Origin of the sequence: Methanobrevibacter sp. (genome assembly GCF_017431965.1) — an archaeon.
GTDB lineage: Archaea > Methanobacteriota > Methanobacteria > Methanobacteriales > Methanobacteriaceae > Methanocatella.
This window is the reverse complement of record NZ_JAFRKB010000004.1, coordinates 1-24,244: the sequence shown is the minus strand read 5'-3', so window position 1 is coordinate 24,244 and position 24,244 is coordinate 1. Positions and strand designations below refer to the sequence as shown.

At 33.9% G+C, this 24,244-nt stretch carries 26 protein-coding genes and 1 tRNA gene; 19 read left to right on the top strand and 8 right to left on the bottom strand.

Going from position 1 to position 24,244, the window contains the following annotated elements:
- Window positions 1-488: 488 nt before the first annotated feature.
- The gene (locus IJI93_RS00600; RefSeq protein WP_292818372.1) at window positions 489-1,637 is read right to left on the bottom strand and encodes an aldo/keto reductase; all 1,149 of its coding nucleotides are present in this window, start codon (window positions 1,635-1,637) and stop codon (window positions 489-491) included.
- A 166-nt stretch (window positions 1,638-1,803) separates the two neighbouring features.
- Here IJI93_RS00600 and hypA point away from each other — a divergent pair, with 166 nt between their 5' ends.
- From hypA to IJI93_RS00555, 9 genes are all read left to right on the top strand, one after another.
- Window positions 1,804-2,181 (top strand): hydrogenase maturation nickel metallochaperone HypA, encoded by a 378-nt coding sequence (gene hypA, locus IJI93_RS00595; protein WP_292818369.1) that lies wholly within the window; start codon window positions 1,804-1,806, stop codon window positions 2,179-2,181.
- Window positions 2,182-2,199: 18 nt separating this feature from the next.
- Window positions 2,200-2,856 (top strand): hydrogenase nickel incorporation protein HypB, encoded by a 657-nt coding sequence (gene hypB / locus IJI93_RS00590; protein WP_292818365.1) that lies wholly within the window; start codon window positions 2,200-2,202, stop codon window positions 2,854-2,856.
- Window positions 2,857-2,875: 19 nt separating this feature from the next.
- Window positions 2,876-3,907 carry a DUF354 domain-containing protein gene (locus tag IJI93_RS00585; RefSeq protein WP_292818362.1) on the top strand — a complete coding sequence of 344 codons (1,032 nt, stop codon included), beginning with the start codon at window positions 2,876-2,878 and terminating at the stop codon, window positions 3,905-3,907.
- Between the two features lie 54 nt (window positions 3,908-3,961).
- A tRNA-Ala gene (locus IJI93_RS00580) sits at window positions 3,962-4,034 on the top strand.
- A 32-nt stretch (window positions 4,035-4,066) separates the two neighbouring features.
- Window positions 4,067-5,149, top strand: a complete 1,083-nt coding sequence (locus IJI93_RS00575) for a hypothetical protein (RefSeq protein ID WP_292818359.1) — start codon at window positions 4,067-4,069, stop codon at window positions 5,147-5,149.
- Window positions 5,150-5,161: 12 nt separating this feature from the next.
- Entirely contained in the window at window positions 5,162-5,620 is a 459-nt protein-coding gene (locus tag IJI93_RS00570; RefSeq protein WP_292818356.1) for a DUF1890 domain-containing protein, read from the top strand.
- 1 nt (window position 5,621) lies between these two features.
- Window positions 5,622-5,936 (top strand): DUF1894 domain-containing protein, encoded by a 315-nt coding sequence (locus IJI93_RS00565; RefSeq protein ID WP_292603436.1) that lies wholly within the window; start codon window positions 5,622-5,624, stop codon window positions 5,934-5,936.
- Window positions 5,933-6,877, top strand: coding sequence for a methionine synthase (locus tag IJI93_RS00560; RefSeq protein ID WP_292818353.1), 945 nt, complete (start codon window positions 5,933-5,935; stop codon window positions 6,875-6,877). The genes IJI93_RS00565 and IJI93_RS00560 overlap by 4 nt, the downstream gene beginning before the upstream one ends.
- Window positions 6,878-6,890: 13 nt before the next feature.
- On the top strand, window positions 6,891-7,595 hold the full coding sequence (locus IJI93_RS00555; protein WP_292818350.1) for an alpha/beta hydrolase: 705 nt from the start codon (window positions 6,891-6,893) through the stop codon (window positions 7,593-7,595).
- A gap of 73 nt (window positions 7,596-7,668) precedes the next feature.
- Here IJI93_RS00555 and cobM read toward each other — a convergent pair whose 3' ends face one another.
- Window positions 7,669-8,421, bottom strand: coding sequence for a precorrin-4 C(11)-methyltransferase (gene cobM, locus IJI93_RS00550; RefSeq protein WP_292818347.1), 753 nt, complete (start codon window positions 8,419-8,421; stop codon window positions 7,669-7,671).
- Between the two features lie 251 nt (window positions 8,422-8,672).
- Between cobM and IJI93_RS00545 the strand changes: the two genes are divergently transcribed.
- The 3 genes from IJI93_RS00545 to IJI93_RS00535 all read left to right on the top strand — a co-directional run bounded on the left by IJI93_RS00545 (window position 8,673) and on the right by IJI93_RS00535 (window position 9,864).
- A complete protein-coding gene (locus IJI93_RS00545; protein ID WP_292818344.1) occupies window positions 8,673-8,915 on the top strand; it encodes a hypothetical protein in 243 nt (80 codons plus the stop codon).
- Window positions 8,912-9,409 (top strand): hypothetical protein, encoded by a 498-nt coding sequence (locus IJI93_RS00540; protein WP_292818341.1) that lies wholly within the window; start codon window positions 8,912-8,914, stop codon window positions 9,407-9,409. Before IJI93_RS00545 ends, IJI93_RS00540 begins: the two co-directional genes overlap by 4 nt.
- An 86-nt stretch (window positions 9,410-9,495) precedes the next feature.
- Window positions 9,496-9,864: a hypothetical protein gene (locus IJI93_RS00535; RefSeq protein WP_292818338.1), complete on the top strand. Its 369-nt coding sequence runs from the start codon at window positions 9,496-9,498 to the stop codon at window positions 9,862-9,864.
- Here IJI93_RS00535 and IJI93_RS00530 read toward each other — a convergent pair.
- The 6 genes from IJI93_RS00530 to IJI93_RS00505 all read right to left on the bottom strand — a co-directional run bounded on the left by IJI93_RS00530 (window position 9,861) and on the right by IJI93_RS00505 (window position 14,922).
- On the bottom strand, window positions 9,861-10,622 hold the full coding sequence (locus tag IJI93_RS00530; protein WP_292818335.1) for a TatD family hydrolase: 762 nt from the start codon (window positions 10,620-10,622) through the stop codon (window positions 9,861-9,863). The genes IJI93_RS00535 and IJI93_RS00530 overlap by 4 nt on opposite strands.
- 3 nt (window positions 10,623-10,625) lie before the next feature.
- Window positions 10,626-11,390 (bottom strand): polyprenyl diphosphate synthase, encoded by a 765-nt coding sequence (uppS, locus tag IJI93_RS00525; RefSeq protein ID WP_292818332.1) that lies wholly within the window; start codon window positions 11,388-11,390, stop codon window positions 10,626-10,628.
- 36 nt (window positions 11,391-11,426) lie between these two features.
- Window positions 11,427-12,140, bottom strand: a complete 714-nt coding sequence (gene mtxX / locus IJI93_RS00520; protein ID WP_292818329.1) for a methanogenesis marker protein Mmp4/MtxX — start codon at window positions 12,138-12,140, stop codon at window positions 11,427-11,429.
- Window positions 12,141-12,257: 117 nt separating this feature from the next.
- Window positions 12,258-13,634, bottom strand: coding sequence for a 2,3-diphosphoglycerate synthetase (locus IJI93_RS00515; RefSeq protein ID WP_292818326.1), 1,377 nt, complete (start codon window positions 13,632-13,634; stop codon window positions 12,258-12,260).
- Window positions 13,635-13,700: 66 nt separating this feature from the next.
- Entirely contained in the window at window positions 13,701-13,988 is a 288-nt protein-coding gene (locus IJI93_RS00510; protein WP_292818323.1) for a UPF0058 family protein, read from the bottom strand.
- Window positions 13,989-14,205: 217 nt separating this feature from the next.
- Window positions 14,206-14,922 carry a UPF0280 family protein gene (locus IJI93_RS00505; protein WP_292818320.1) on the bottom strand — a complete coding sequence of 239 codons (717 nt, stop codon included), beginning with the start codon at window positions 14,920-14,922 and terminating at the stop codon, window positions 14,206-14,208.
- 127 nt (window positions 14,923-15,049) lie between these two features.
- On the opposite strand from IJI93_RS00505, the gene IJI93_RS00500 reads away from it, so the two are divergent.
- The 7 genes from IJI93_RS00500 to IJI93_RS00470 form a co-directional block, all read left to right on the top strand.
- Window positions 15,050-15,832 (top strand): class I SAM-dependent methyltransferase, encoded by a 783-nt coding sequence (locus IJI93_RS00500; protein ID WP_292818317.1) that lies wholly within the window; start codon window positions 15,050-15,052, stop codon window positions 15,830-15,832.
- A gap of 391 nt (window positions 15,833-16,223) precedes the next feature.
- Window positions 16,224-16,994: a phosphosulfolactate synthase gene (comA, locus tag IJI93_RS00495; RefSeq protein WP_292818314.1), complete on the top strand. Its 771-nt coding sequence runs from the start codon at window positions 16,224-16,226 to the stop codon at window positions 16,992-16,994.
- A gap of 15 nt (window positions 16,995-17,009) precedes the next feature.
- The gene (locus tag IJI93_RS00490; protein ID WP_292818311.1) at window positions 17,010-18,260 is read left to right on the top strand and encodes a methanogenesis marker 16 metalloprotein; all 1,251 of its coding nucleotides are present in this window, start codon (window positions 17,010-17,012) and stop codon (window positions 18,258-18,260) included.
- Window positions 18,261-18,270: 10 nt separating this feature from the next.
- Window positions 18,271-18,882, top strand: coding sequence for a ferredoxin:CoB-CoM heterodisulfide reductase subunit HdrC (gene hdrC, locus IJI93_RS00485; protein WP_292818308.1), 612 nt, complete (start codon window positions 18,271-18,273; stop codon window positions 18,880-18,882).
- A complete protein-coding gene (gene hdrB / locus IJI93_RS00480; RefSeq protein WP_292818305.1) occupies window positions 18,866-19,807 on the top strand; it encodes a ferredoxin:CoB-CoM heterodisulfide reductase subunit HdrB in 942 nt (313 codons plus the stop codon). Before hdrC ends, hdrB begins: the two co-directional genes overlap by 17 nt.
- Entirely contained in the window at window positions 19,804-22,107 is a 2,304-nt protein-coding gene (gene hdrA / locus IJI93_RS00475) for a ferredoxin:CoB-CoM heterodisulfide reductase subunit HdrA (RefSeq protein WP_292818302.1), read from the top strand. Before hdrB ends, hdrA begins: the two co-directional genes overlap by 4 nt.
- 166 nt (window positions 22,108-22,273) lie before the next feature.
- On the top strand, window positions 22,274-24,244 hold a 1,971-nt coding region (locus IJI93_RS00470; RefSeq protein WP_292818299.1), incomplete at its 3' end, for an Ig-like domain-containing protein.

Below are 24,244 nucleotides of genomic sequence, written 5' to 3'. Positions count from 1 at the left end.
AAGGGGGATTACTCACAGTCAAAGGACATTCTGAATAATATTCTGGCTAAGGATAAAAACCATGTTGATGCATTGGCATTAATGGCTCAAATATTATATAATCAGGATCAAATTGACATTTCAAAAATGTTTTTAAAACGTGCATTAATCATTGATAAGGCAAATGAAAGAGCCAATGATCTTGAAGTTTTGCTGAAGGGTAAAAAATCGGATAATCTAGAAAATGATGTTGAAATTAACACTTTAGATGATGAAGAAGTGTTGTATGAGGAAGCTTATGATTTATATGAGCAGGGGGATTTGGAGACTTCTTTTGAGATTTTGGAAAGGCTAATTGGTTTTGACAGTAAGAATTCAGAAGCGCTGGCTTTGATGGGCTTAATTTACTATCAATCAGGAATGTTTTCAAAGGCTATTGAATACTTTAAAATGGCCTATAAAATAAATAAAAATGGTGAAATGGTTAAGGAATTGAAAATGAGAGTTTCTTAGGGTGCTCCAGCATAAGCACTGAAGCCTTCTTCGAAATGCTCCCTTACCTTTTCAAGTTCATCAGGTATTTCTATCTTTTGTGTGCAGTGGTCAACGCATGTTCCGCAGTATGTGCAGTCGTCAGCAGGGACCTTTTCATCACCTAACTTATCGAAATAGTGCTTATAAATATTTGACTCAGGCTGGTTTTTGCTGGTGTTGTATAAATGGAAGTATTCCGGAATTGGAATCATTTCCGGGCATGCCTCAACACAGTATCCGCATTCACTGCAGGCAACAGCCACGGATTGTCTGAGTTTCAAAGCCATTTTATCTAAAAATTCACTTTCATCCTCGCTCAACGGTTCAAAGTTGTCGTAGGTATGGATGTTGTCCTCCAAATCACTCATTTTGCTCATGCCGCTTAAGACAATCTTAACGTGTTCAAGTGATGCGCAGAATCTTATTGCAAAACTGGCTATTGATTTATCCGGATTAAATTCTTCGAAGTCTTTTTTAATTTCATCAGAAGTGTTTACTATCACTCCTCCTTTCAAAGGTTCCATTACATAAACGTCACAGCCGTATTCAACACACAAGTCATAGCATTTGCGGGCTTCAATGGATTTATCTTCCCAATCGAGATAGTTAAGTTCCAATTGGACGATATCTAGGATATCCCCATATTTTTCAAGAACTTCTTTTAGAAGGGTTGCATTATCGTGAAAGCTGATACCAATTTTTTTAGCTGTTCCGTCTTCTTTCATTTTTTTAACATATTCAAAGGTATTGTTGTCTTCGGCTAGCTTAAGCCATGGAACATTGATGTTGTGGATGAAAAATACGTCAAAATAATCGATTGCTAACCTCTCAAGCATTTCACCGACAAACTTTTCATTATCTTCAGCAGATGTCAATGCCCATGTCGGCATCTTATCACAGATTTGGTATGATTCGCGGGGGTATCTCTCAACCACTGCTTTTCTAATGGCGATTTCACTAATTCCTCCGTGATATGCATAGGAAGTATCGAAATAATTATATCCTTTTTCCATATAAACATCAACCATTTCGTTAAACAATTCCTGGTCCACTGATGTAGGGTCATTTTCATCGGTTAGAGGCAGTCTCATACATCCAAAACCGAATTTTGATTTGTAAGTCATATTAATATCTTTTATTTTGAAAATATTTAAATGTTGTTAAATGCAACATTAAATTATTTTTTTTAAAATCTTAAGTATTACATAAAATTCTTTTAAATATTAAATAGCTTTATAAATAAATAAGACTAAACTTATAATATTAATATTTATAAGTAGGAGAAATAAAATGCATGAATTATCAATGGCTCAGGGCATTATCAATGCGGTTGTAGAAACTGCAGAAAATAATAATGCCACTGAAGTTAATGAAGTTACTATAGAGCTTGGTAGATTGGCTATGGTAAATCCGGAACAATTGAAGTTTATTTTAGGAGTTTTAGTTGAAAATACTATAGTCGAAGATGCAGAAATTAAATTTGAAGAGATTCCTGTTGAAGTTAAATGTTCTGAATGTGAATTCCATGGAGACGCTATACTGGATGATAAGGACCACTATGCGCCAATGGTAAAATGTCCAAAATGTGATAGTTTAGCGGTTGAAATATTAAATGGAAAAGACATTGTTGTTAAAAATATAGTTATAGAAAAACCTGATGATGAATAATTTAATTGAGGTGAAAATATGCACCAAATAGCTGATGTTGAAGTAGCGAAAAATATTATGGATGCTAATAAAAGGTTAGCAGATAAAAACTTAAAAAATTTAGAAGATAACGGAATTTTTTGTGTTGATTTTGTTGGAGCTATTGGTTCCGGTAAGACAACACTGATTGAGGAAATCATTGATAATACCGATTATAAGATAGGTGTTCTCGCAGGGGACGTAATCTCAAAATTTGATGCGGAACGTATCAAATCACATAATGTTCCAGTTGAAGGATTAAATACTGGTAAGGAATGCCATTTGGATGCACATTTAGTGGGTCATGGCCTTCATGATTTGCCATTGGAAGATTTGGATATGGTAATTATTGAGAATGTGGGCAATCTAATATGTCCGGTTGACTTTGAATTAGGTTCACACATGAGAATTGTTGTTGTAAGTGTCACTGAAGGGGATGACACTGTAGAAAAACATCCGATCATATTCCAGACATCCGATGTGATTGTTATTAATAAAATTGATTTGGCTGAAGCTGTTGGTGCCGATGTTGACAAGATGGTTGCTGATGCTAAAAAATTAAATCCAAATGTCAAAGTCATTACATCTAATTTGAAGGATGGCAATGGTTTAGATGAAATTATTAAAGCTATTGAAGATATAAAAGATAATTTATAGTTGATTTGTTGGTGGTTTCATGAAAGTATGGATAGACATTTCAAATGCGCCTCATGTGAGGTTTTTCAAGGATGTAATTAAATATCTCGAAGCTGAAGGCGAGGATGTAATAGTTACAGCAAGGCAATTTGGTGATATTCATAAACTATTGGAAATGTATGAAATTGACTTCATATCCGTTGGAAAACATGGAGTGAGCCTTTATGATAAATTAAGGGAAAGCACTCAAAGAGTTTATAATCTGGTGGATATTATACATGATGAAAAGGTGGATGTTGCCCTTAGCAAGCATTCCATTGAACTTCCGAGAATTTCTTTTGGTTTAGGAATTCCAAGTTTATATGTCCTTGATAATGAGCATGCATTGGCCGCAAATAAATTAACACTTCCATTGTGTGATAGAATCATCACACCGAATATCATTGATTTTTGGAAATTAATGAAATTTGGAGCAGACCCAAATACAATCATTCCATATGATGGAACTTCCGAATTGATGCATTTTAAAAGCTTTGAATACAATGATGATGTTTTCAATGATTTGGACCTTGATTTGAAACATCCCAAAACAATATTGATGAGGCCAGAACCTTCACTCGCTTCATATCTGGATGCGGATTGTAGAAAATCAGTCCTATCACCTATTGTTGATGAGCTAAAGAATGTAGCTAATATTTTGATACTTCCAAGATTTAAAGAACAGGCGGATATATTTGAAGGCATTGATAATGTTTCAATTTTAAAACCTCCTGTCGATACATCCAGCATTATTAAAAAATGCGACTTGGTAATTGGTGCCGGCGGTACAATGAATAGGGAAGCCGCAATTCTGCAGACTCCTGTTATTTCATGTTATCCTGGCGAAACTTTATCTGTTGACCAGTATTACATTAATAAAGGTTTGATGTATAGGTCACATGATACCGAAGATGTTATTGATAAAGCATTGGAATTCATCGTTCATCCTCATGAAAAAATTGAGGTAAAAACTGATGACCTATTCCAGATAATTATTGATAATCTTTATGACTTGGCCAAAAATGGTAAGTAGTTATTTATATTAAAATTGTCAAATATTATTATGGTATTTGATTTATGTTTTTTTGGGCTGGTAGCTCAGATGGTAGATCGTCGCCTTGGCATGGCGGAGGCCCCGGGTTCAAATCCCGGTCAGTCCATTTATAAAATAAAAGAATATTGTGATTAGAATATGTTATTGATTGCTCAAAATCATTTACAATTAATTGTTGAAGTAGGATTAATGCTATTTGTTACATTAGTCTTCTGTCTTAACTTGATTCCGTTATCTTTAAGTGTAGTGACCTTTTTATCCTTATTTATTTTAGGCGGTTTTACACTTCTTTTCGGAGCAGATATATTTTTACTAATTTTGTCATCAAGTCAGGCAGAGTTCACTCACCCATTCGGACCTATAGCATTGCTTGGTGCTGTAACTGCTTTGGCTTCGCTGAAAGTGATGAAGGAATCGGGTGTGGATATACGGCCACTTAGACGATTTGTGATATTGTTCATTGTGGGTATCACTGTTTTCGGAGGTTTAATGCACAGGTCTTTCTTATTATTATGGTTATTGGGTTTGTTTTTAGGTTATATAATCATATCCAAATCCTTCAGAGAAAAGACCATATTGACCGGCAGAAGAGTAGTAATGTTTTTGGGTATTGCACTTGCAGGTTTCGTATCTCTTGAGGTATTGTCCAGAATAACTGGAATGACAGTTTTCTCCCCACTTTTAAGGATGGGTAGGATTGAACAATACTCTTTAACTAGTATTAAAACAGTATTGAATAATATTCAGATTATTGGGCATAGTGGAAATGCTTCTTATTGGGGAGCTGAAGGAACGGCATTTGCCGAGGGTTATGTGACATTGCCTATGCAATTGGTTCTGTTCTTCGGTCTACCTTTCCCATTGTTCTTTGGAGTATTAGTTAACCAAAAGGATACAATCGATTATATGCTTCCAGGTATATTCGGATACGGTTTTGACTTTGGAATATTGGGATTAGTTGGATTAATGGTATTTGTGCTTGGAACAATCATTATCGGTTTTAAAGTATTAACTATTTACAGGGAAAAAAGAGAGAAAAACAATAAAAAGTATTTGGGAAGAGAAGTTTTATTAACTGGTGCATTAGCGGCATTTTGCGCACAATCCCTAATTGGTGTATTTGTATTTAACAGAACAATTAATGGTATGGCATTATTTACTTTCATGTTCATTGGTGCATTAATCTTAGCTAATGTGGTTACGCTCAAATCAAGATCATAGGAGTATGATATTATGAAATCATTAGTACTTTTAGGATGTCCTGAAACTCCATCTCAAACTCCAATGGCTGTCTATGTTTCTAATAAGTTATCAAAAATGGGTTACGACGTTACAATAGCTGCTAATCCTGCGGCTAAAAAATTAGTAAAGATATCTGACCCTGAAGGATTTTATAATCTTAATCTCGTTGATTTGGAGAGAACTTTAGGTGAAATCAATGAAGGGGATTATGATTTGTTAGTGGGATTTGTACATAAAGATGCGGCTGCTTCATTTTTCGTAACTTTTGATCAAATTCTAAATACTAAATCTTTAGCTTTGGTATTCTCTAGGGATGCGGATGAGGTTGAGGAATTTGTTAACATGATTGAAGAAAGCGGAAGCAATGCTAAAATTACAGCCGTTAGGGCATTCCATAATCCTTCACCTATTAAAGTTAAATTCGATAAAGCAATAAAGGAGTTTGAATAAAATGTCATTTTGTTTAGATACTTACCTCCAACAATCTGATAATTATGAAATTCATGCATCAAAGGCGGGTTTTAAAGACTGTGCAATGATAATCAGATTCAAGGCTGATGATTTAGTTTATATTAAACCTGGAGATGAAGTGTTAGGTGTAAGAGTCATTGGCATTCCGCCGATTCCAATTGGTTTTGATCATGAAAAGGGAACTGTTTTTCTTCCGTACACTAAACCTTGTCATGGAACTTCCGTTGTTGAATTACCGATTGATGAAGAAGAAGTTGAAAAAATTAGAAAATTGGATACAGGTAATAAAAAATGAAATCTACTGTTGTCGGAAGTTTTCCTGTTGATGTGAAAGGTCCATCTTCTACAAAAGATAAATTGTTGAATACATTTGGAGCTTATGATGAATATAAGCAGTCAATTAAAGAGAGTGTTATAGCTCAGCTTGATGCTGGTGTGGATATTGTATCTGACGGTCAAGTAAGAGGGGATATGGTTTCTATTTTTACCAAATATATTCCCGGAATGAAATTAGAAGATGGAAATACAGTTGTTGTTTCTAAAATTAGAAATCCCATTCAAGAAATTTCTGTTAATGATTTAAAATATGCCAAAAAGGTTCTAAAAGATTATTATAAAGGCAGCATTCCTGAAGGAAAAGGAGTCAAAGGAATTATTACCGGACCTACAACCATTATTCATTCTTCTAGAATCCAATCTTTTTATAAAAATAAAGAAGATGCAATCATAGATTTGGCTCATTCACTTAAATTTGAAGCGGATGCAATTGCCAAAAAGGTCAAGCCGGTTTATATCCAAATTGATGAGCCGTTCTTGTCAACTGGAATGGTTGACATGAAGGTAGCTAAGGAAGCTATCGATATTTTGCATGAAAACCTTGAAATTCCATTGGCGATGCATGTTTGCGGAACTCTTGATGGCGCATTTAAGGATATTGCCAAATTCAATGTAGATATTCTAGACTTTGAATTTGCAGGAAATAACGTAAACCTTGATGTTTTAGAAAAAAATGCTGATTTGATACGCAATAAGAAAATTGGATTCGGTTGTGTTGACTCATCCGTTAATGAAGTTGATGATGTTAATGATGTTGATGAGCTAGTCGTCAAAGCCATTGATATTGTTGGAAAGGATAATCTGCTTTTAGATCCTGACTGCGGTCTTAGAAGAGCACCGCGTGAAGTTGCATTTGAGAAATTAAAACTGATGAATGAAATTAAAGATAAATATAGCTAATTTTGAGGATTTCATGAATAAAAAACTAAAGATTATTATAGTAATAGCAATTGCATTAATTTTAGCTTATTCTCTATTTTATCTAACACAATATTATCCTGCTGAAAAAACAGCAAACGATTTTCTGAATGGAAATGAAAATGTTTCCGTTGTTAAATGTGATTCCGGACTATTTCTGGATGGTCCTGGAAATGATACTGCTTTAATTTTCTATCCCGGTGCGAAGGTGGAGTATACTTCATATCTGCCTTTATTGGTAGACTTATCAAATAGGGGAATTGATTGTTATTTGGTTCAAATGCCTTTTAACTTAGCGTTATTGGGTGAAAACAGCGCTGATTTTATTATAGATTCTGGAAACTATTCTCATTATGTTCTTGCAGGCCATTCCTTAGGCGGAGTTGTGGCTTCATCCTATATTAACCATACTGGAAAAGGGGATGGACTAATTTTGCTTTCCGCATATCCTAGTTCTAAAGTAAATAAACCAGTTCTATCAATTTACGGTTCTGAAGATAAGGTATTGAATATGGAATCATATAATGAATCTAAGAGTTTGGCAGATAATTTTACAGAGTTCATTATCGTTGGTGGAAACCATGAACAATTTGCTTATTATGGTGAGCAGGACGGAGATGGAAATGCAAGTATCACTCCGCAAAATCAACAATTGCAGACTGTTGATAGGATTTTACAATTCATTAATAGCTTAACCTAACTTTCTTAATGGTTAATGTTTAGATTATTTATTTTAAAAAAAGAGTTTTTTAGGAAATATTTAATTTCCTAATTTAGCGATATTCATGTTTAAAGTTTTTGTCATATAGCTTGGATGCATTAAAATCGCCAGGGTCTAATACATCTCCCACTACAATCATTGCAGTCTTTGTTATATTGGCATCTTTTACTTTTTGTGCAATATCTGCAAGTGTTCCTCTAATTATTTGTTGGTCTGGCCAAGTTGCTTTTTTCACAACTGCTACAGGAGTAGTTTCTTCATAACCTACAAGTAATTCATCCACCACTTTATCAATCATGCCAATTCCAAGGAATATGCACATTGTTGCATGATGTTTTGAAAAGCTTGCAATGCTTTCTCCGGCCGGCTTGGGAGTTCTACCTTCCGGACGGGTTATAATGACACTTTGTGATATTTCAGGCAATGTCAATTCTGCTTCAAGCACACTTGCAGTTCCAAACAGTGAACTTACTCCAGGAATAATTTCATATTCAATGTCATGTTTTTTAAGTTCACGAATTTGTTCAGCAATAGCACCATAAATTGAAGGGTCTCCCGTATGCACACGAGCCACTAATTTTCCATCATTAACCGCTTCAGTGATAATAGAGTCAGTTTCTTCCAGATTTAAATAAGCGCTATTGTGGATTTCACAATCATCTTTTGCAGGATTTAAGACATCTTTATTAACAAGTGAACCTGCATAAATAATCACATCAGCTTCTTCAATAACTTTTCTTCCTTTAACGGTGATTAAATCAGGGTCTCCCGGACCTGCACCAATGAAAATTACTTTTCCTTTCATGATATAATTTTTTATATCAAGTATTATTTAATAATTATGTATTAAAATTGAGCTTTAATTTTAACAAACTTTATTAATATTTAAAATAATTAAAAAATATGGATAAAAATGGTTTTATTTCAATTGAATATTTATTATCAATCTTTATAATTCTAATTATTGCTTTAGGTTTGTTATTTTTTGTGCAATCTGCAATAGAGTCTAGCATTAATATTGAAAATGATGTGCAGCATAGGCTTATCTTAGATAATATGGCAAATTTAATCAATCAGGTAAATTCACATGGCGAAGGCTATTCGATATACGTTCACTTAGATTCCAAACCGGGTTATTATGTGATAACTGTTGAAAGAAATAAATTGACAATGGAATTTTCCAATAAGAAAGGCGAAACACTTATTTTGCCTTTAAAAATAGATGTTGATTACAAATTGTATAGCGGTGGAAGTTATCTGATTAGTAAAACAAATGACGGTAAGATTGTGATAACATGAAAGAGAACAGGGCTCAGACAAGTGCGGAATTCATATTTTTAATTGGCGTATTAATACTGCTTGCAATGCTGTCTGTTGTTTTTATAGCCGGCGAAAATGAGTTAAATGTTGCAATGGGAGCTGCTCGAAGTGGTGTTATTGGAGGAATTGGTGAATCGTCTACTGCAATGTATTCAATAGGGGCCTATGATGATTATACCAATTCAAAAAGTAATCTGATGCATCCTTATTCTGTGGATATCGTAAATATCACTTATAAAGAGTTGGGAATGGATAGTAATTATGGAAAGAAAAAGATTCAGTTTAAGGTTTATGCTAAATCATCAAACAAGTACTCAAAAAGTGAACTTGATTCAATTGGAGATAGGATTAATTATAATTTAAGAAAATCTCTGGCGGTCTGCTTCAATTCAACGTCATCAACAAATAAATTATACAATCCAGTTTTTTCACCGCATTATGTTTTCACAACAGCTAATGTTAAATGGGTTTAATAAAATATTATTACTATGGATTGTTGCAAATACTCTTCCATAGATTTATATGATATAAGTTAATTAAAATTCTAATTGTGATTGAAATGTATAGTGATGAAGAAAAAAGGCAATTGATGGAAGACCTGGTCGAAATGGAAACTTTTAAAGCTGATGTAGGTGATGAAGGTAAAATCCTACAGGAAGACTTAAAAGAATTCTTTAAAAACGGTGTTGGGGATAAGGAAGATTTAATTTTTAGATTGGAACTTTATTTTTATGCATTTAAATTGTTCTGTAGAAGATCTGTAAAAATTGATAAAAACCAATTTACAATATTTTTAAATGACTCTCTTTTGGATTGGAATTTAATTAAATTGGTAATGGATGATTTCACAGATTTTGAACTGGAAATTGAAGCGGTAAAAGAGAATAGGGATGTTTTAATAAACTTGAATTTTACATATCACTTTTAGATTTTGAAAATTTTACGGGCGTTGTTGCATGTTACCTCTCCAACGGTGTCCAAATCCATTTTTTTGATTTCAGCTATTTTTTTAACAGCATTTACAACATTGGCCGGCTCGTTTCTATCTTCTTTTGTAATAGCTAAATAAGGACTGTCGGTTTCAGTTAAAATATAATCCAAATCTATTTTTTCAACCAAATCCTGATGATGTTTAGAATAACAGAGCATGGTAGAAAAACTCATAAAGCAATTATCTTTGTTCATAATTCTTTTTGCAGTCTTCAAGCTGCCACCATAACAATGGAATACAAAATAAGGAATATCATCAAATCCTTCAATGATATTAACCGCTTTTTTCTCGCAGTCCCTGACATGCATTACAATAGGAACCTTGTATTCATTAGCAAGATTCAAAAAGCTGGTAAAAATTTCCTGCTGTCTTTCGCGTAAGGCTTTGTCGGTTACATAATAATAATCCATTCCGACTTCACCGACAGCCACAATATCCGAAAGGTTGCTAATCAGATGGTCTTGCGCATCTTTTAGCTCTTCATCTGTTGAATTTTGTGAGCTTACTGGATGAAAACCAAAAGTCGGATAGATAAATCCTTCATATTTTTTTGAAAGTTCTAAAACATTTTGATTACTTTGCTTGTCAAATCCGGAAGCAATAATCAAGTCTAATTTATCCTTCGCCCTTTGAATTACTTCCTCACGGTCATTATCAAAGTCCTCAAAATCAATATGGCAATGGGTATCAATCATTATTTAAACTCCGAATCTTCTGTCTCTTGCTTGATATGAACGAATAGCTCTTATAAAATCAACTTTTCTGAGTTCTGGCCATAATGTTTCACAGAAATACAATTCGGAGTAAGAAGATTGCCAAAGTAAAAATCCGCTTAAACGCTCTTCACCGCTGGTTCTAATAATTAGGTTAGGATCATCCAATCCTTCGGTATAGAGGTTTTTACTTACTAATTCTTCATCAACATCATCAATGGTAACTTTACCGTCCTGAACATCTTGAATAATCTTTTTAATGGAGTCTACAATTTCCAAACGGCCATCATATCCAATAGCTAAATTAAATAATCTTTTGTTATAGTGTGCTGTTGCATCTTCAGCTTCTTTAATTGCTTGCCTAACATCATCCGGAAGCAATTCGGTTTTACCTACAACCTTTACACGCACTTCATTCTTATGAATCTTTTCATGATCCACTAATCTTTTAAAATTAATAACAAACAGCCTCATTAAACCGTCCACTTCATGTTTTGGCCTATTGAAGTTTTCTGTTGAAAAGGCATATGCAGTAACAATTTCAATTCCAAGTTCAACACTCCAGTCAAGAACATTTTCCAAGGTATCTACTCCCATCTCATGTCCTTTAAGAACATCCGAATTTCCCTGAAGTCTGGAATATCTCCTATTTCCGTCCATGATTATTGCTACATGTTTTGGCATTTTTTCTGGTTTTAAATCTCGTGTAATGTACCATTCATATAATCGATAAAGTATGTTTTCGGCCATTTGTATCCCTTTTCAGTAGTATTGTATAAAAAATGCTTAGTCTTTAGCCAAATCATTTGCTAAAGTTAGACTTCTGACATATCCTTCAATGCTTTGGTCTCGGCTTGTGTCAATGTAAGTTCTGTCGATACCAAATGTTACAGCACCATAACTTGGCCATGAATTGAGAAGAACTAGTGTTCTGAATATTATATTTCCGACTCTTCCGTTTGGAGCAATTATTATATTGCATTTATCGTTTATTGCTTTTTCGATAAGGATATAATAATTTTTAACTTCTTCTCCAGTTTCTTCAATAAGTTTTGTTAATTTTCTGCTGTCTTTGATGGAATTGGATACTTCTTTTCCTCTTCCAAAATCATCTTCTCTACCTTCGGCAAGTACTGCTATTTTTGGAGTTTTTCCAACTTGTTTGTAGAATTCAACACAATTCATGGTTATTTTGAATTTTTCTTCTATTGTATTTCCCTCATCGATTCCAACGGGGGTCAATAAAAATTCAAAGTCATTTCCATTAACGTATGTTGCCCTTGAAAGAGCAGGGTATTTTTCTTTCAATTCTTTCATAATATTGGATGCAGGAAGGGACCCGCGGACTACGCCATCGATTTGTCTATCTAACACTGCTCTGACCAAGTCATCATCACTATAAATTAGTTTAACATCTGTTTCTGGGTGTTTTTCTTTGAAAATATGGCATGCTTGAATAATATTTTCATTTTCTCCAACACCTATTGCTATTCGTTTCATTAGTTTAATTTATGTATTTTATTATAAAATAAGTTTTTCTAATTTATCATTATTTGAAGCGTATGATGCAGTATATTTTTTACAAAATAAAAAAAAGAAAGGAAAAATTTAATTTTCCTAATTGTTGTTAAAATCACTAATGGCTGAATCCACCAATTTTATAACTGATTGTGCTAAATCAGGGTAGGATTCATCTATTGCAACAGGGATATTGTCACAATAAACCACTTCCAATCCAGCAGCTATAGCATCTTTTGTTGCAACATCAACTGCAGCGGCCTTAAGTTCAGTCAACATCACTTCAGCCTTGTCCATGTATTTTTTCATGTCTTCACGTAATAAAGGTCTATTGGATAGGTGGGCTGTTGTTCCAATGATTTCACAGCTATAGTTGCTTTCCAGATATTCAACTAACTTGTCTTTAACATCTTCAGGAGCTGTTGTTGCAAATAGAACCTTTTTGCCTGAAATGTCATCTAATGGTTTAGGTCTAAATACGGTAGATATTACGGTTGCATCAGGGTTAACTTCACTTACAAATTCTTCGATAGCCTTAATTTTGTCTTCATCGGCCATAGGCTCTTCACACATTGTCAAAATAACTAAATCACCTAAACCCACTCTATATGGTCCGAAGTAGGTAGTCAGATTTTCAATAGGTTGGTTTGCTCCGATAAGCACGATTTTTTTATCTGTTTTGATAGGCGGTATTGCAGCACCGCTTCCTTCAAAGATTGCAAACTTAGCATCAACTTCGTTGGCCAGTTTTGCACCTTTTTTCATGTTTGTAAGAAATACTTCACCTGCCATTCCTCCACCGCAGCGTCTGCAGCCTATGGTTAGGATTCTGCTCATTAATGCATCTTCCCAATGGTCACTAGCTGCATGAACTCCCTTTTCGGATTGTTCAAGTAGGAATTCGGCATTTATTTCTAATTCTTCTCCGTGGACAATTTCTGGTTCTTCAGGTCCTCCCCTTCCCATGGCGATTACGCATGGTTCATATCCGTTTTTATCAATTAATCTTGATACGAATCCTGAAACAGCAGTCTTTCCAATACGTTTTCCTGTTCCAAGAATGGTGATAGAAGGCTTTTCCATTATCTCATATTGGGATGTTGGTTCAAACTTAAAGTCAGGTCCTTCATATGAAATGCCTTCGTTTAGGACTTTGCATGCAATTTTAAATCTTTTTGGATAATCCAGGATAGGTTCATCGCTTAAATCCATCACAGTTTCAATATTGTATTTTCTAATCATATCAACTATAATGTCATATGGAATGTCCTTATCTTTTGCAAATTGCACCGGAACCCCTAATTTCTCGGAGTATGATTCTTCAGAATCATCTCTAAGTTTTTCAGTTCCTCCTATAAAAACAGCGGCTGCTATATCAATGTGTTCTAGATTATTTAAAGTATCTATTGCCTGTTTAGTGACTGGTAAATAGTGTTCTCCATCAACTAAACAAAGCATTTTGTTAACACCTTTCATAATACTACTATGAAAGTTATTATTATTTAAAAATTTTTAAAAAAAAGTATAAAAAAGAATAGTAAATTAAGCTGCTTTAAGTTCTTTTTCAGATCTTGTAACTAAATCTGCCAATGAATTGCGAACATTTTCAGGAATAGAGTTATCTTCTTTATCAGCAATAACTTGGGAGATAATTTTACAAAGGACAAAAATTGCATGTTTATGTTCTGCTTTTGTCTTATGAATATGGTGAGGACTTATTTTTAGTGAAATGTATTCGCTGCAGTCATTAGTTATCTGAGTTTCTTCTTCTAAGTATTTTAAAACATATACTAAAAATTGATGTAATTGTATCATTTCATCCTTATACATAACTATCTAACCTGTTCAATCAACTATTCATTTAGTTTAATAATAAATTATCTTAAAATAATTTATTATGTGTTTTTTCTATGTTCATATATTGTAAGTTAATCCTATTTAAATATTGCATCAAAAATGGATTTTAGTTAACTTGTATTTTAATTTTAGTAAAGTTTATTTGATTTTTAAAAGAAAAAAGTAATTATCTTATTGAAAGTTAATTTTTTTAGATTTTTACATCAAATTCCATTGTTTCCACAATTTCAGGCAGTTTTCCAACAGTGCCGATATTGTCATCGGATATTATTAACACACCATCAAAAAATTCCTTATAGTTTTCAGATGTCTCCAGTGCTTTTGTTACTTTATCTTCAGATGTGGGGCCATAGACATCATTGGCTATTCTTGTTGCAAGGCCATCGGCAATTGAAGGACTTCTGCTGATTACCGTCACGCTATCTGCACTTCCAAAACTGATTGAATGGCCGATTTTGCCTGAGGATGTGCAGATTCCTAAAGGTCTTTTTCTTGGTTTTATCTTAAAGGCAATTTCATTTCCTAAAATTTCATTATTTGAGTATATTCCGCAGAGGGTTGTTTCATCATTAATTAGTGCAATGTCTCCTCCATTTTCAACAATTGAATTTTTAGAATCATTTTCGATTAAATAATTTAATGATAACTCAGATATTGTCCCTGCAACACATGCCATGGGACCAACATCCGCTTTAAGTGAGGATTCATGCATAGTTTTAATGATTAAAGGCAAATTTTCTTCATTTAATTTAAGCGGTTCGAGAGAAAGTAAAAAGTCCTGATTTTTGGCGATGTAATTTTTCAAATCAGATCTTAAGGAATAGACATAGGATTTTAGATTGTGTTTTTCTAAATCGGTTTTTAATCTGATATGTGTTTCGCCTAAGTTGATTTCTTCGAAGTGCATAGTCTTATATTATGGGGAATGTGTTATTAAATTTTTTATGCATAAGAAAATTTAGGCATACCTAAAAATTTATATAGTATACTATTCAATCATTATATAAATCAAAATAACTAAAGGAGGAATACTTATGAAATTAGAAGGCGTAGAAAAGACAATGCTTTTGACATTGTTTGCTAAAGCACAACATTCACAAGAAAAAAACCATAAATTTTATGATAAAAAGGCAATAGAGGTTCTATCTAAAGTAGAATACGATTTCACAATTGCAAATAAGGATAAAAAAATGAAAATGGGTGTAATTGGAAGAACAATCGTACTTGATGATATGGTGTCAGATTATATAGAAAAACATCCACACTGCACAATAATCAATATTGCCTCAGGAATGGATACAAGATTCAACAGATTGGATAATGGTTATATCAAGTGGTATAATATTGATTTAGAAAACTCCGCAAATTTCCGGCTCAAATATATTGAAGATGGTGATAGGGTTAAAACTATTTCATGCTCAGCAATGGATGAAAGGTGGGTGGATGAAATCAATATAGAAAGCGGTAATTTATTATTCATAATTGAAGGATTGACAATGTATCTTCAAGAAAAGGATGTTTCTGATATCCTGAATATCATTAGTGGCAACTTTTTACATTGTACAATATTTATGGAGGTAATGCCGCCGAGTTCAGTTAAAAAAACTAAGGAGATATCTGTTGAGGAAACAAATTCAGAGTTTACATGGGGTCTTCAAAAAGGCCATGAATTAGTAAATATCAATCCAAATTTCAGATGGATTAAAGATGTTAATCTTTTCGATGGAGTAAACAAGTATAAACCTATTTTTAGATTGTTTACTTGGATTCCTTTGATAAGGAATAGAATGGATTATATTGCTGTGCTTGAAAAATAATCAAATAACTTTAAAGTTATTTTCTAATGATTAATGGCAGCTTTGCTGCCATGCTTTTTTTTAATGTTAAAAACAGTATAATATAGAGTTATATTATATAAACAAATTCATTTCTAATAAAAATTATACAATTTAAGAATGGTAATTATTATTCGTGTAATGCAATTTTGATTAGTTTTAATTGCTAAGACAGTTTTATCGTTAAATTCTATCTTATTTAGTATTTTTATAAATTCGGGTAAAACTTCGATTAAAAAATATTGCTCCGTTATTTTTTTTAATTAGATATAACGCCCTTTTAATTTCTTTAAAAAGCAAACCATTAAAAAGATTTATATATAATATTAAATCATTAATAATTTATAAAATCAAACTAACACGCGTGATAATTGTGAAATCATTTGAATTTTTATCTATTGAAAGAGAGGAAAAACCAAGGAAATGTGGGTTGACAATGGTTTTAGACAAGGGTTTGGGCCTTGAAACCGCAAGTAGCTTAATGGATATTTCCGGTGAGTATGTTGATTATCTTAAGTTTGGATGGGGAACATCCATTGTACATGAACAGGACATAATAAGGGCAAAAGTTGAAATGTATAAAAATCATGATATTGTTCCATATACCGGTGGAACATTATTTGAACTGGCTTACAAAAACAATAAACTGGAAGAATTATTCACCGAAGCTCATAACTTAGGTTTTCCTGCAATTGAGATATCTGACGGTTCTTTAAATATTCATCATGAGGATAAACTTGACTGCATTGGCCTTGCAAGGGATAGTGGTTTTGAAGTATTGTCTGAAGTTGGTAAAAAAGACCCGAAATTAGACAAGGAGCTGGACCTGGATGAGAGAATTGACAATATGCATGATGAACTGGATGCAGGATCATCCTTAATCATTGTAGAGGCAAGAGAAGGTGGAAAAAACATTGGTATTTTTGATAAATCCGGCAATGCAAAAGAAGATGAAATCGATTACATTTTAGATAATTTCAACGGAGATAAAATTCTTTGGGAAGCTCCAAATAAAGACCAGCAAGTCTTTTTCATATTGAAACTTGGAAATACTGTTAATTTGGGAAACATTTCAAGTGATGATATCACTTCCCTTGAAACATTAAGAAGAGGTTTGAGGGGAGACACTTTAGGAAAAATATAAAAAGGGGTTTTTAAATTGAATAAAAGAAGCATCGACCAAATCAATGAAAAGATTGATGATGGTGAAGCCAACATTTATACTGCGGAGGAATTTAAAAAACTCATTAAAAATGATGATGCTCCAAGCTTTGAGGAAGTGGATGTAGTAACATGCGGAACCTGTGGAGTGATGAGCGGTACTGCAGCCATACTTAACTTTATAATCTCCGAGCCTGGAGAGTTCATAAGGGCAAATGAAGTTTATCTAAATGGCGTTCCGGCATATGCGGGGCCATGTCCAAATGAATGGTTAGGTTCGGTTGATGTGATATTGCATGGAACAGCGCATTCCATTCATGATGAAAGTTATGGGGGAGGATTCCTATTAAAAGAACTTCTTGAAGGCAAGGAAATTGATGTAAGGATAGAAAGTGCCGATGGAAAAACAATTGAGAATAAAATAACAATGGCAGATATTACACGCGGACAAATTGTTGGGTCTCGTATGGCATTTAAAAACTACACAGCATTTACAAATCCAAACAAAGAAGCTGTATCATCAATATTTGCTGCCATTCCACTGGAAGGCAGTTTAAAAGGATTGACATTTTCCGGATGCGGTGATTTAAACCCGCTTCAAAATGACATTCCTCACAATGTAATTAATGAGGGTAAGAAAGTTCTTGTTAACGGAGCCCAGGGATATATCTTGGGTGATGGTACCAGATCAAGCAGCGAAAAACCAAATTTGATGCTGTCAGCTGACTTATGCAATATGGACCCTTATTATATTGGGGGATTTAAAACAGGCCAAGGCGGGGAGATTTATGATACTGTAGCTATTCCAATACCTGTATTGAACGAAGAAATTTATAATAATCTGCTTATAAAAGATGAAGAAATTGAACTTCCCGTAGCTGATATAAAAGGCCGCCATTTGCCTCTTGACAATACTAATTATGGTAAAATGTGGGGAGAATATGATTTAAGACCGCAATTTGACGGTTCAAAATGTGAGGGCTGCGATAAGTGTAGTGTCGGTGAAGTCTGCCCAACAAATGCATTCAAAAATGGAAAATTGAATATAGCCTATTGCTTTGGATGTGGAATGTGTGCCCATTATTGCCGCCACGATGCATTTAAAATGAATACTGGTGAGGTCGATTTGGAAATTAACGGTGAAAATGTTAATATTCCTATCATCTGCAGGCAATCCGATAGGTTGAGAGCCAATAAATTATCTTTAAAATTAAAGAAAATGATTCAAAACAAGGAATTCATGTTATAAGGTGAGTTTTATGACTACTCAAAAGATAACTGATACGCCGATTGATTTTGCAGAAGAGATAATTTCTGATGTGAAAAATTCCAAGGAGGAAGGTGTTTTGAAATGCGTGCAATGTGGAATGTGCACTTCAACATGTCCTGCCGCACGCCATTCAGATTACAATCCTCGAGACATTATAGAAAGAGTTTTAGAGGGAGATTTATCAATTCTTGAAGATGATAATATATGGAATTGTTTTTACTGTTATACCTGCCATAGCGTATGTCCTGTTGGAAATAGCGTATGTGAGGTTAATCAAATCCTTAAGCAATTCGCAATATCAAATGGAATCGCTTATGACAAATTATATGAGTATATGGGTTTTGCCGATAGTTACTTTACCGCAGCTATTGGGGCAATTCCGGAAATATTTTTTGATGATATCGGTCGTGATGTTCCAGGATGGTGGGAATTTAGACAAAATTTAGGTGAAATAAGGGATGAATTAGAACTTAATCCACCATTGATGCCACCAAAGGAAGTTATTGATGAAGTAAGTACAATTTTAACAATAACTGGATTTAAAGAACGTATTGAAAAAATAAGAGCATCTCAGGAGGGGGAAGATGAAGGAGATTCCTGATAAGGATATACTTTTATTTAGAAGCTGTTTGGTGAGTGTAGAATATCCGGGTGTAGAAGCATCAACAAAATTCGTGTTTGACAAATTGGGAATTGACTATGCAATTTCAGAAAAGCAAACCTGCTGCACTGGACTTGGATATTACTCTGATGTATTTAATCAAATTGACACATCAGCTATTGGGGCTCGCAACTTTAAGATAGCCAAAGAGATTGGAAGGCCTAATCTGGTGATGATGTGTGCAACATGTTATGCAATCAACAAAAAATCAGTTAAGCTCTTAAATAAAAGGGATGATTTAAGAAATCATATTAATCAGTTATTTGATGAAAACGGATTAAGTCACCTGAAATATGAAAAGGATGATTTGAAACCAACAGAAAATATATTTCATGTTGTAGATATTCTATACAATAAAATTGATGAAATTCCGGATAAAATAAAATATGATTTAAGCGAATATACGATAGCTACCCATCATGGATGCCACTATTGCAAGGTACACTATGAAGATACCGTCGGTGGCGTAAGGGATCCTAAGGTATTGGATGAGTTAGTTGGGGCATGCGGTTGTAAAACTATAGGTTGGTATGACCACAAAAGGGCAACATGCGGAACAGGTTTCAGGCAAAGATATTCAAATCCGGACTTGTCATTTACAGCGACAGCCGATAAGATGAACGCTATCGAGGATGAGGATGTGGATATTCTAGTTCATTTATGTCCGAATTGCCATATCCAATTTGACAGATATCAACATTTGATAGGCGAGAGGGAAGGAAGGAAATTTAATGCTATTCATTTAAATATAGCACAATTCATAGCATTGGCTATGGGAGGAGATTTAGATAAGGTAATTGGTGCAAAAGCACATACTACTCCAATAAATTCTGTTATAAAAGAGTTAAGGGAGGTCAAAAAATGAGGGATGATTTGAAAGTTGGCGTTTTTTTATGTGAATGCGGAGGAAATATATCTGATACAATTGACTTGGATGAAGTAAGAAAATCACTTGATGTGGAATTTATTGGACAGTTTGAAAATTTATGTTCACTCAATGGCCGTAAAATAATCCGTGATGCAATTTTTGATCATGATTTGGATAGGGTTGTTGTTGCTGCTTGTTCTCCTATTAGTCATGAAAAGACATTTCAGGACTATGTAAAGCCTCTGAATCCATATTTGATGGATATGGCTAACATAAGGGAGCAATGTTCATGGGTACATTCAGATAAGGAGAAAGCAACTAATAAAGCTATAACTTTAATAAATGCATCAATCGAAAAGGTAAAACAATCCGATGCAGTAGACCCGATTTACTGTCAAACTCCAAAGGAAGTGGCCGTTATTGGTGGGGGAATTGCCGGAATGAATGCCGCTTTATCTCTTGCTAAACAAGGAACAAAAGTAACAATCATTGAAAAGTCCCCTTCAATTGGTGGGCACATGGCGAAAATAGGTAAAGTTTTCTCACCGGTTAAAATTGCAGAAGAATGCGGAATGTGTCTTCTAAATCCAATTTTAAATGAGCTTGTATGGAATAAAAATATAGAAGTATTGACTAATGCTCGCGTTATTGAAGCTGAAAGAAGAGCGGGAACTTATAATTTAATTGTCGAGCAATCTCCGAGATATGTCAATCCAGATAAATGTATTGCATGCGGTAAATGCGCAGAAGTTTGTGAAGTTGAAGTTCCTAATGACTGGAATGATAACTTATCGCTGAGAAAAGCAATTTACAGGCCATTTGGACAATCTTATCCTGAAAGCTATGTAATTGATATGGAAAATTGTTCAAAATGTGGGGATTGTTTTAGAACTTGTAACATGAAAGCTATCAGACTTAAAGGAAAACCTGAAAAGTCCCTATTGCAAGTAGGTTCAATCATTGTTGCAACAGGCCATAAGCTGTTTGACATGGAAAAACGTCCTGAATATGGGTATACCAGGTATGATGATGTGATAACACAATCTGAATTGGGGCGCATTACCGGTGTAAACGGCCCTACAAAAGGCAAGCTTCTAAAAGCTAATGGTGAAGTTCCAAAACGTGTTGTAATGATACAATGTGTTGGTTCAAGAGATGAAAAGCCCGACGGACATAAATATTGTTCGAAAATATGCTGTACTGTTGCACTTAAAAATGCAAACATTATCAAGCATAAATATCCCGATACTGATGTTTTAATCTGTTATACTGATGTTAGAACTCCTGGAATGTTTGAAAAATACTACAAACATACTCAGGAAAATGAAGTAAGGTTCTTGAGAGGCCGGCCGGGAGAAGTTGTTAAAAAAGGAGACAATTTCATCGTACGGACTGAAGATACCTTGAAAGGTGAGTTTGTTGAAATCGAAGCGGATATGGTAGTATTATCTACAGCAATGGAACCTTCAGATGGTACAATTGAAATAGCAGAAATATTAAACATCGGAACTACTGAAGATGGTTTTATTAAGGAATCCCATCCAAAAATCAAACCCGTAGCTACTGATGTGCAAGGAATATTTGTATGCGGAACAGCACAAGATCCAAAAGACATTACAGATTCAATAATGCAGGCAACTGCAGCCGCATCAAAAGTTTCAGAGTATAACTATGGTGGAGTTGAAATTGAACCGTTTATTGCTGAAATTGATAAGGAAAGATGTACAGTCTGCGGAGATTGCATTAGCAGATGCAAATATAAATCCATGAGCATACAGGATGATGAAATCTACATTGATCCAATGAGTTGTACCGGCTGTGGAAAATGCCTTATCGGATGCAAGCAAAGGGCCATTACTGTAAATGGTAATATCGATGAGAAAATAATGGCAACAATCGATGGGGTATTGTCTAAAAAGCGTGAAGATGAACGTATGATATTGGTATTCCTGGACAATATAGGATACACTGCCGCAGATAATATTGGTGTAAACAGGTTGTCTTATCCTGAATCGATACATATCATTAAGGTTATCTCGGTAAACCGTGTAAGGCCAAGACACATCAGACATGCGCTGGATAATGGTGCCGATGGAATATTTATCGGTGAGTTTCCAGGAGATTTAATGTATGATGAAGTGGAACGTAAAATTGAAAGGGTTAAAGAGCGTATTGCTGAGATGGGTCAAAATCCAGATAGGGTTACTTTTTCAAAAGTTTATATTCCATACTTTACAGGGCTTGCCCGTAAATTGAGTGAGTTTGATAAAAAAATTGTTGAATTAAATGAAGCATAATAATGCTTTATTATTCTTTTTTTTAAAATTTTTAATCTTTTCAACTTTAATTAACTATATATAAATATATCTTTTAATAAAAATTAAAATATATAGGATTTTTTATACAGCATATCTTATTTAAGAGTATAATTAATTCAATCATGTTTATTATAGGGTGTAAATTATGAAGTTTAAAAAGGTTATGATAGTAAGTTTTATATTGCTTGCAATCCTGATGGTTGGTGCAGTAAGTGCTTCTAGTGATATGGATCAGCTATCACAAGATTCAACGGGCGCTGTTTCTATTGCGGATGAAGGCATCGTTGATAATGAGGGTGAAGATGAGTGTATCTTCTACTCCGAAGGTCGTATTGACATTGGAGGTGTCGATGCGGATGGACAAACAGTTATTGTAGCTCAGTTTTTATCTAACACAGAAGGTAATATAACAATAACTGACATTAACAATTATGAAATTTTCAGAAAAGATGTTGGAAATGTTGTTGAAGGTGATGAGTATTTAATAACCTATGGAGATATAAAAAATATTAATTATCTTACTACTTCTTCAAACATACTTTATTTAAATTTTTACAATTCTGATGCTATTTTATCAGGATGGGGTTCTTTTATAGTACAAAAAGATAACTCAGGCTTTGCTTTTGAACCAATATATATTGATGAGGAGGTTTCATTTGTATTGCCTGAGAATCCTGTAAATCCTAGTAAAAACGAATGCATGATATCTCTTGTTTCATCAAAAGATGTTGATGGTTTTATAGAAATACTTCAGAATGATGGAATTCCTATTCAAGAACATTTGGCCATTGATAGTTTGGAAAAATATACATATGACTATGATAAATTCGGATATAAAATCATGTCTGATGTATTTGACTTTACACAACTTCAAAATGGGGATATAATTAAGTTCTTTTACAATGGAGTTTATGGTGGTTTTTACAGTGAATTCTTTAGATTAGTAATTGAAGATCGTGAAACTAGAGTTTATTTGGATGAGATTGGAGGTAGTGATTATCCGGAATTCAATATTCATGAAGAGATTCAAACAAACTATGATGACCATGTAGCCATTCTATATATCCCTTCAGTTGAAGATGCAAATGCAGTTTTATACACTGGATATGTAAGAGTATATGGACCTTATGATGAAAACCCTATTTTTGAAAGTTATATCGATGAGGACTATGAGAATTTAGAATTTTTCATATTTTTGTCTGACTTAAATTACTTTAATGGATTTGAAAATGGAAATATCGTTAAGTTCGAGTTCATGCCGGATAATGATGATGATGCATATGCTTGCGAATACCGTAAATTCTACCTTAATGCAAAAACAGGGATTATAACTCTTGAAAATATCCTTTATACTAATACCACTATTTCAGCTGTTTATGATGATAATGTTAGGGAATTGGTTTCTACTTTAACTGATGTTAATGGTCAACCTATTAATGGAGCTAATGTGGTTTTAAATGTTAATAATAACAATTTCGCTGCTGAAACTGATGATTTTGGCCAAGCTAAATTCTCTACTGCTGATTTAACTTCAGGCACTTATACTGCCACTGTTTCTTATGATGGTAGTATTGAGTATAATGCTTCTAGCGCAAGTATCGACATTGCTGTAAAGGATTACACAAGCATTTCAGTGGTTTATGATTCTGAAACTATGGAACTAGTTGCTACTTTAACTAATAATGCTACAGGTCAACCTATTAAAAGTGCTAATGTAAGATTTTTAATTAATAATGTAAAATATACCGTTAAAACTGATGCTAGCGGCCAGGCTAAATTTTCAACAGCTAATTTAGACCCAAATACTTATAATGTCATTGCGTCTTATGATGGAAACAGCAAGTATTATCCTTCCAGTGCAAGTATTGAGCTTATCCTTAAAGCAGACTCCAATCTTTCAGTGGTTTACAATAACGGTGCTAGAGAAGTAGTAGCTACCCTAATTAATAATGCTACAGATCAAGCCATTAAGAGCGCCAATGTAAGATTCACAATTGGTGATGTAAAACAGACTGTTAAGTCTGATGCGAATGGTCAGGCTATTGTTTCCGTTGCTGACTTGGAACTAGGCACCTACACAGCATCTGTTTCCTACAATGGTAACAGTAAGTACAAT

What these genes read in the sequence shown, in the direction of transcription:
- IJI93_RS00560 (WP_292818353.1), top strand. Translation starts at nt 5,933, where the DNA reads ATGAAATCTACTGTTGTCGGAAGTTTTCCTGTTGATGTGAAAGGTCCA.
- IJI93_RS00510 (WP_292818323.1), bottom strand. Translation starts at nt 13,988, where the DNA reads ATGTATAAGGATGAAATGATACAATTACATCAATTTTTAGTATATGTT.
- hdrB (WP_292818305.1), top strand. Translation starts at nt 18,866, where the DNA reads ATGAAGGAGATTCCTGATAAGGATATACTTTTATTTAGAAGCTGTTTG.
- IJI93_RS00545 (WP_292818344.1), top strand. Translation starts at nt 8,673, where the DNA reads ATGGCAAATTTAATCAATCAGGTAAATTCACATGGCGAAGGCTATTCG.
- cobM (WP_292818347.1), bottom strand. Translation starts at nt 8,421, where the DNA reads ATGAAAGGAAAAGTAATTTTCATTGGTGCAGGTCCGGGAGACCCTGAT.
- IJI93_RS00555 (WP_292818350.1), top strand. Translation starts at nt 6,891, where the DNA reads ATGAATAAAAAACTAAAGATTATTATAGTAATAGCAATTGCATTAATT.
- IJI93_RS00585 (WP_292818362.1), top strand. Translation starts at nt 2,876, where the DNA reads ATGAAAGTATGGATAGACATTTCAAATGCGCCTCATGTGAGGTTTTTC.
- IJI93_RS00575 (WP_292818359.1), top strand. Translation starts at nt 4,067, where the DNA reads ATGTTATTGATTGCTCAAAATCATTTACAATTAATTGTTGAAGTAGGA.
- IJI93_RS00515 (WP_292818326.1), bottom strand. Translation starts at nt 13,634, where the DNA reads ATGAAAGGTGTTAACAAAATGCTTTGTTTAGTTGATGGAGAACACTAT.
- uppS (WP_292818332.1), bottom strand. Translation starts at nt 11,390, where the DNA reads ATGGCCGAAAACATACTTTATCGATTATATGAATGGTACATTACACGA.
- IJI93_RS00505 (WP_292818320.1), bottom strand. Translation starts at nt 14,922, where the DNA reads ATGCACTTCGAAGAAATCAACTTAGGCGAAACACATATCAGATTAAAA.
- hypA (WP_292818369.1), top strand. Translation starts at nt 1,804, where the DNA reads ATGCATGAATTATCAATGGCTCAGGGCATTATCAATGCGGTTGTAGAA.
- IJI93_RS00540 (WP_292818341.1), top strand. Translation starts at nt 8,912, where the DNA reads ATGAAAGAGAACAGGGCTCAGACAAGTGCGGAATTCATATTTTTAATT.
- IJI93_RS00530 (WP_292818335.1), bottom strand. Translation starts at nt 10,622, where the DNA reads ATGATTGATACCCATTGCCATATTGATTTTGAGGACTTTGATAATGAC.
- IJI93_RS00535 (WP_292818338.1), top strand. Translation starts at nt 9,496, where the DNA reads ATGTATAGTGATGAAGAAAAAAGGCAATTGATGGAAGACCTGGTCGAA.
- hdrC (WP_292818308.1), top strand. Translation starts at nt 18,271, where the DNA reads ATGACTACTCAAAAGATAACTGATACGCCGATTGATTTTGCAGAAGAG.
- hypB (WP_292818365.1), top strand. Translation starts at nt 2,200, where the DNA reads ATGCACCAAATAGCTGATGTTGAAGTAGCGAAAAATATTATGGATGCT.
- IJI93_RS00600 (WP_292818372.1), bottom strand. Translation starts at nt 1,637, where the DNA reads ATGACTTACAAATCAAAATTCGGTTTTGGATGTATGAGACTGCCTCTA.
- IJI93_RS00500 (WP_292818317.1), top strand. Translation starts at nt 15,050, where the DNA reads ATGAAATTAGAAGGCGTAGAAAAGACAATGCTTTTGACATTGTTTGCT.
- hdrA (WP_292818302.1), top strand. Translation starts at nt 19,804, where the DNA reads ATGAGGGATGATTTGAAAGTTGGCGTTTTTTTATGTGAATGCGGAGGA.
- IJI93_RS00565 (WP_292603436.1), top strand. Translation starts at nt 5,622, where the DNA reads ATGTCATTTTGTTTAGATACTTACCTCCAACAATCTGATAATTATGAA.
- mtxX (WP_292818329.1), bottom strand. Translation starts at nt 12,140, where the DNA reads ATGAAACGAATAGCAATAGGTGTTGGAGAAAATGAAAATATTATTCAA.
- IJI93_RS00570 (WP_292818356.1), top strand. Translation starts at nt 5,162, where the DNA reads ATGAAATCATTAGTACTTTTAGGATGTCCTGAAACTCCATCTCAAACT.